Genomic DNA, 6,173 nt, shown 5'->3' on the forward strand with positions numbered 1-6,173 from the left:
GCCGCAGGTAGACCAGGGTGTTCTCCTGTTGCCTGCGCTCGACCTTGACGAGTTGCTGGCGCTACGGGTATCATATGAAACGCGCAAGCGTCAGGCAGGGGGTCACGATGTGCCTTGGCCGGCCCCCTGACGTTGACTTCGCTCTTGATTACGTTTCCCGGTTTGGGAACAATGGAGGATCCGCTCGCGCCCGGACCCAAAGCCGCCGGTGAGACGTATCTGTCCACCGGTTGGAAAGCTGGTGGTGCCCAGATGCCCGAAGGCGAACATGTGCTTGCGTTCCGCGGGATAATGGACGGTAGGCGTTTCGAAGTCGAGGTTAGAGTAGTCGTCGATTGATGGCCAGCGCCCTGAACCAGAATCGCGTCGATTCTTCACAAAGTTGCCTCGGAACTTACCATAGCTAGCATGGAACTTGTTGAACAACTGGCCACCAAGGGAACAAGTCGGATACTACTTGTGGTCTTAGACGGCCTAGGTGGACTGCCGCAAGAGGACAAGACCGAACTCGAAGCGGCAGCGATTCCCAACCTCGACCGGCTGGCCAAGCAGTCTGCTTTAGGCCTACTGGTTCCGGTCGAGCCAGGCGTCACGCCAGGGTCCGGACCTGCACACTTGGCGCTGTTTGGGTACGATCCGGTCAAATACCAGGTTGGCCGCGGGGTACTCGAGGCACTTGGGGTTGGGCTTGATGTCAGGCGCGGTGACTTGTGCTGCCGGGCCAATTTTGCCTACGTAGGCCCGGACGGCAAGATCAAAGACCGCAGAGCTGGTCGGATTTCGACCGAGTCAAGTGCGAAGCTGTGCGCTAGACTCGCGGACCAAGTTGGCAAGATTGAGGGCGTTGAAGTGATTGTGAAACCGGGCAAGGAGCACCGGTTTGCTGTTGTCTTTCGCGGCGAGGGCCTGGCTGACGGGTTGACAGATTCTGACCCCGGGCATGATGGTCTTCCACCAGTTGATGTCAGACCGCTCAAACCTGAGGCGGACAAGTCGGCCAGGATAGTCAATGCGTTTGTCGCGAAGTGTGCTGAGGTATTGGCAAGTGAACCTTTGGCGAACTGGGTGCTCCTACGCGGACTTGCGAGCATTCCTGCTATTCCGACGTTTCTCGAACGGTACCGGCTGAATGCCGCGTGCGTTGCGGTTTACCCGATGTACCGCGGGCTGGCTCGGTTGGTTGGTATGGAAGTACTTGATTCAAGGGGCACCTGGGATGACGAGGTTGCGGTTCTTTCGCGGCATGCTCAGGACTATGACTTTTACTACCTTCATTTCAAGGAAACTGATATGGCGGGCGAGGATGGTGACTTCGACGCCAAAGTCGAACTCCTCGAGCGGTTCGACGAGGAGATCGTGCCCCGGCTTGTCTCAATCGGTTTCGATGTTCTGTGCATCACCGGCGACCATTCGACTCCGGCCGTTCTCAAGGGTCATTCTTGGCATCCGGTACCGGTCCTTATTTGGTCCAAGTACGCAAGGCCACAGATACTGTCTGGCGGATTCAGCGAACGGGCCTGCAATCAGGGCAGTCTGGGTCGGCTCCGGTCACGTGAGCTCATGACAGTTCTGCTTGCTCACAGCCTCAGGCTTGCGAAATACGGCGCCTAGGTATGGCCAGAAACGCGCTCATCTCGGTTTGGGACAAGACCGGGGTGGTTGAGCTTGCAAAGGCTCTACATAGACACAATTTCAGGCTGCTTTCAACCGCAAAGACCGCGGACACTATCCGTGAGGCTGGTGTTCCGGTTACTGACATCGCCGAATACACAGGCTCGGCCGAGATTCTCGGCGGTCGGGTTAAGACCCTTCATCCCAGAATTGCTGGCGGTATCCTGACCACACGACGTGACCCGACGATAGAGCCGATTGACATAGTCGTGTGTAACCTGTACCCGTTCGAGGCCGGTCTCGCCCGCGGTGCAGACCACAACGAACTCGTGGAGCTGATTGACATCGGCGGCGTGACGTTGTTGCGGGCTGGGGCCAAGAACTACGCCTACGTTACCGTGGTACCGGACCCCTCGTACTACCCAAGGCTGGTCGCCGAGCTCGACGAGCACGGTGCGATCAGCGCCGAGATGAGGCACGAACTGGCAGCGCGGACATTCGAGATTACGAGTCGGTACGACGCGGCGATCGCGCGCTATCTTGCTTCCCCAAGAGGTGCTATTCTTGACAATCCCTTTGCAGATGGTACACTCCTGTGAGTGGTCATCCTGGCTATTAACCCTGGCGGAGGTTCGACCAAGGTGGCAGTTTTTCGTGACCGCCGCCAAGTCTTTGCCGAGAATGTTGAACACCCTGCGGTTGAACTTGCCAAGTACAAGATGGTGCTTGATCAGTATCGCCTTCGCAAGCAGGCGGTACTTGATGTTCTGAACCAGCACCGATTTGACGCGCAAGCGGTCGAAGCGATTGTTACCCGGGGAGGGCCGTTACAGCCGGTTTCCGGCGGAGTTTACCGAGTCACGGCCCGTGTCATTGCCGACATTCGACAGGGCAAGGTACAGACCATTCATCCGTCGCTACTGGGTCCGCTTGTAGCTCACGAGCTGGCTGAAGAGCTCGGTGTTGAGGCATATTTCGTGGACCCAGAATCAACTGACGAGTTCTGGGATGTGGCGCGCGTCACTGGCCTGAAGGGCATCAATCGCGTCGCACTGTCGCATGCTCTTTCCTGCCGGACAGTTGCAACTGCTGCGGCCCGCAAGATCGGCAAACCTTACAATCGCTGCAGTTTCGTTGTAGCCCACCTAGGTACTGGTATTACCGTTGCCGCGCATGTTCGCGGTCGGCAGGTTGACGCGACCAATGCCAATGACGACGGTCCTTTTTCGCCTCAGCGAGCCGGCACCTTGCCATTGTCCGGACTTATCCGCCTCTGTTTCTCCGGCCGGTACTCAGAGCGCGATGTTCTTGACTTGGTTCAGCGCCGGGGTGGGTTGGTATCCTATTTCGGAACCGAGGATGTGCGGCAGCTTGAGGCGCTCGTTGTCAAGCGCAATCGCTTTGCGTGTATTGTGTACGATGCGCTCGTTTACCAAATTGCCAAGTGGATTGGAGCCTACACGGTCGTTTGTCGGGGTGAACTCGACGGAATAGTCCTGACCGGCGGGTTGGTCAAGTCGAAGCGCCTGGTGGCGGCGCTTCGCGGTTGGATACGGTTTCTTAGCCCACGGATATTTGTGTTTCCGGGTGAAGAGGAGATGCGTGCGCTGGCTGAGCGGCTACTGACTGCACTCAGCGGGAAAGAGCCAGTCAAACTGTATGAACAGGAAACTGCTTTCAGGCGATGAGGCGATAGCGCGGGGCGCGTGGGAGGCTGGCTGCCATGTCGCTGCGGCATATCCGGGTACACCCTCCACCGAGATACTGGAAACGCTCGCTGGATTCAGCGACGTGTACTGCGAATGGTCAACAAACGAGAAGGTTGCGCTCGAGGTAGCGCTGGGTGCCTCAATCAGCGGAGCACGGGCTCTGGCGGCGATGAAGCATGTTGGATTGAATGTGGCGGCGGACCCTCTGTTTTCGGCAGCCCACATTGGAGCTAGGGGAGGACTTGTCATTGTAACTGCTGACGATCCAGGACTCCACTCGTCGCAGAACGAACAGGATAACCGGTTCTATGCGCTCGCGGCCAAAATCCCGATGTTTTGTCCCGCGGACAGTCAGGAGGCGAAGGACTTCACCCGCCTAGCTTTTGAGGTCTCGGAGGAGTACGATGTACCGGTGCTGATACGCATCACGACCCGGGTCGCTCACTCGAGTTCGATTGTGACCATTGGCGAGCGGGCCGAGCGGCCAGTCAAGGGGTACGAGAAACAGGTGTCCAAGACCGTTCTTTTGCCCGTGCACGCCCGAATCCGACACGTTGACCTCGAACATCGGTTGGATCGGTTGCGTGCCTACTCCGAAAGAACCTCGGCGAACCGGGTCGAGCAGGGCGAACGCAGGATCGGGATTATCTGCGATGGGGTGGCGTACCACTACTGTCGCGAGGTATTTCCTGAGGTTTCGTATCTCAAACTCGGCATGGTAAATCCGTTTCCGGCCAGCCTAGTGCGGAAGTTCGCGGCTGGCGTTGACCAAGTCATAGTCGTTGAAGAAGTCGACCCATTTCTTGAACTGCATGTGCGGAGCCTTGGTATTGAAGCGACCGGCAAGGACAAGCTGCCCAGATGGGGTGAGTTGAATCCGCGGGTGGTCCGGCTGGCGCTCGGCAGGCCGAGCACCCGACGCCAGGAACCAAGAGAGGGGTCAGGGGAAATTTCAACTTCCGCACAGGCAGTTAACAGCCGACAGCCAAACGATGGAAATGGTCTCTTGGGTACGGTCGCAGGGACCCGACAGTTGTCGCCGGACAAGGCTATTGAGCCCGAACCAGACCTGCCGAGTCGGCCGCCAGCTCTGTGTCCAGGCTGCCCGCATACCGGCCTCTTCTACGCCTTGCAGAAACAGAGGGTGATTATCGGCGGTGACATAGGCTGCTATACGCTAGGGGCTTTGCCACCTCACAATAGCATGGATACATGCATTGACATGGGCGCTTCGATAACATTCGCCCACGGCTGCGACAAGGCACTCGGCCGGAACGACCCGAGAAGAAGAGTTGCGGTCATTGGCGATTCGACATTCTTTCATTCTGGAATCACCGGACTGCTAAACGTCGTGTACAACAAGTCGGATGTGGTCGTCGTCATTGCCGATAATAGGACCACGGGCATGACAGGACATCAGGATCACCCGGGTACAGGTCGGACACTGTCAGGCGAAGAGACCGTTGCTGTGGATATTGCCGCGTTAGCTCGAGCGTGTGGAATCGAGCGAGTTGTTGCTGTGGACCCGTACCGAGTCAAGGAAACCCGACGTTTGATCAGAGAACTTCTGAAGCAGCCGGGACCGGCGGTTGTCATCTCCCGTCGGCCTTGCGCGCTTCTTGTGCGACTGCGTGAGAAGCCGAGGAAGGTGAATACCGAAAAATGTACGGGGTGTAAGACCTGTTTGGGTCTGGGCTGTCCAGCGCTGACCATGGTGGGCGAGAAGACGATGGTTCTTGAGGACCTGTGCGCCGGGTGCGGAATGTGTGCCGACGTGTGTCCTCAGGGGGCGATTGAATGAACATCATTGTCTGCGGCGTGGGCGGCCAGGGCGTACTGCTCTTTTCCGACCTTATTGGGAACATTGCGCTGGCCGCGGGTCTCGACGTCAAGAAGAGTGAGGTGCACGGCATGGCGCAGCGGGGCGGAAGTGTAACGACTCACGTTCGGTACGCGCCGAAGGTGTACTCGCCGTTGGTTGAGGAGGGAAGTGCGGACCTTGTTGTTGCTTTTGAGAAGCTTGAGGCGCTGCGTCACGTTCACTTTTTGGCCGGGAACGGCTGGCTAGTGTACGACCCACACCGGATAGACCCACTTCCGGTGTTGCTAGGTCTGGTTGAGCGTCCGACCGATGCTCTGTTAGACGAACGCATCATGGCCCGCGCCCCGCGACGGTTGGTGGTGTCGGCATTCGAGGCTGCGCGAGAAATTGGCGATCCGCGGGTTCAGAACGTTGTCATGCTCGGCGCTGTGTCACGGCTTCTTGAGTTTCCTCGGTCAGTGTTCCGTGATATCATTCGGCTTCAGGTGAAACCAGGATTCGTTGACTTGAATCTTCGCGCCTTCGACCGCGGTTTAGCTATCGGTAGCTCCTATGACATTGGGGCTGGAGCTAGCTACATGGGGCGCGTCACACCTCAGTGTCCCGGCCAAACCGGGTTTTGACCTCTTGTACCGAACGTCAGGTCTACCCAACCTGTGGAAGATGACAGAAGGCTTTGCGTAGCTTCAGTTCCAGAACAGGCGTCTCTTACGGCTGCATTTCCCCTTGCCGGTCACGTGACTAACATCGCTGTAGGCTTGAATATGGGAAAATTCGTCCAGACGCGAGGACACCATTGCGGTGCTCGGTCTTTCGGTCGTCTTGTCGTTCTATTAGCGTAATGCCAGTGATGAGCCGATACCGGGTGCAGACCGAGCGCCGGATCCATTGTTTCATCGTCGTAGCGGACGGAGACTGCGGGTGGGTCCAGAACCTGGCCAACTGGAATAGCTCTAGCTGCCAGCTCACCTCGGTCTGTATCCCATGCGACCGCACCCAGGCCATCACCAGGGCCACAAACATCAGCCCGT

Annotated in this window: 7 protein-coding genes; all 7 read left to right on the top strand. The window is 57.8% G+C overall.

Annotation, left to right across the window (positions count from 1 at the left end; all coding sequences use genetic code 11):
* The first annotated feature begins 144 nt into the window (after positions 1 to 144).
* Positions 145 to 339 carry a hypothetical protein gene (locus ABIL25_10580; protein MEO0082712.1) on the top strand — a complete coding sequence of 65 codons (195 nt, stop codon included), beginning with the start codon at positions 145 to 147 and terminating at the stop codon, positions 337 to 339.
* A gap of 69 nt (positions 340 to 408) precedes the next feature.
* Positions 409 to 1,611: a 2,3-bisphosphoglycerate-independent phosphoglycerate mutase gene (locus ABIL25_10585; GenBank protein ID MEO0082713.1), complete on the top strand. Its 1,203-nt coding sequence runs from the start codon at positions 409 to 411 to the stop codon at positions 1,609 to 1,611.
* Positions 1,612 to 1,613: 2 nt separating this feature from the next.
* Positions 1,614 to 2,210 (top strand): IMP cyclohydrolase, encoded by a 597-nt coding sequence (locus ABIL25_10590; GenBank protein ID MEO0082714.1) that lies wholly within the window; start codon positions 1,614 to 1,616, stop codon positions 2,208 to 2,210.
* A complete protein-coding gene (buk, locus tag ABIL25_10595) occupies positions 2,211 to 3,299 on the top strand; it encodes a butyrate kinase (GenBank protein ID MEO0082715.1) in 1,089 nt (362 codons plus the stop codon).
* Positions 3,271 to 5,121 carry an indolepyruvate ferredoxin oxidoreductase subunit alpha gene (iorA, locus tag ABIL25_10600; protein MEO0082716.1) on the top strand — a complete coding sequence of 617 codons (1,851 nt, stop codon included), beginning with the start codon at positions 3,271 to 3,273 and terminating at the stop codon, positions 5,119 to 5,121. Before buk ends, iorA begins: the two co-directional genes overlap by 29 nt.
* On the top strand, positions 5,118 to 5,765 hold the full coding sequence (locus ABIL25_10605) for an indolepyruvate oxidoreductase subunit beta (GenBank protein ID MEO0082717.1): 648 nt from the start codon (positions 5,118 to 5,120) through the stop codon (positions 5,763 to 5,765). The genes iorA and ABIL25_10605 overlap by 4 nt, the downstream gene beginning before the upstream one ends.
* A gap of 218 nt (positions 5,766 to 5,983) precedes the next feature.
* The coding region (locus ABIL25_10610; GenBank protein ID MEO0082718.1) for a hypothetical protein at positions 5,984 to 6,173 on the top strand (190 nt) is incomplete at its 3' end.

It is taken from the genome of candidate division WOR-3 bacterium, from assembly GCA_039801365.1.
In the GTDB taxonomy this organism is placed as follows: Bacteria; Hydrothermota; Tepidihabitantia; order Tepidihabitantales; family Tepidihabitantaceae; genus JBDRUN01.

What these genes read in the sequence shown, in the direction of transcription:
- iorA (MEO0082716.1), top strand. Translation starts at nt 3,271, where the DNA reads ATGAACAGGAAACTGCTTTCAGGCGATGAGGCGATAGCGCGGGGCGCG.
- ABIL25_10585 (MEO0082713.1), top strand. Translation starts at nt 409, where the DNA reads ATGGAACTTGTTGAACAACTGGCCACCAAGGGAACAAGTCGGATACTA.
- ABIL25_10605 (MEO0082717.1), top strand. Translation starts at nt 5,118, where the DNA reads ATGAACATCATTGTCTGCGGCGTGGGCGGCCAGGGCGTACTGCTCTTT.
- ABIL25_10590 (MEO0082714.1), top strand. Translation starts at nt 1,614, where the DNA reads ATGGCCAGAAACGCGCTCATCTCGGTTTGGGACAAGACCGGGGTGGTT.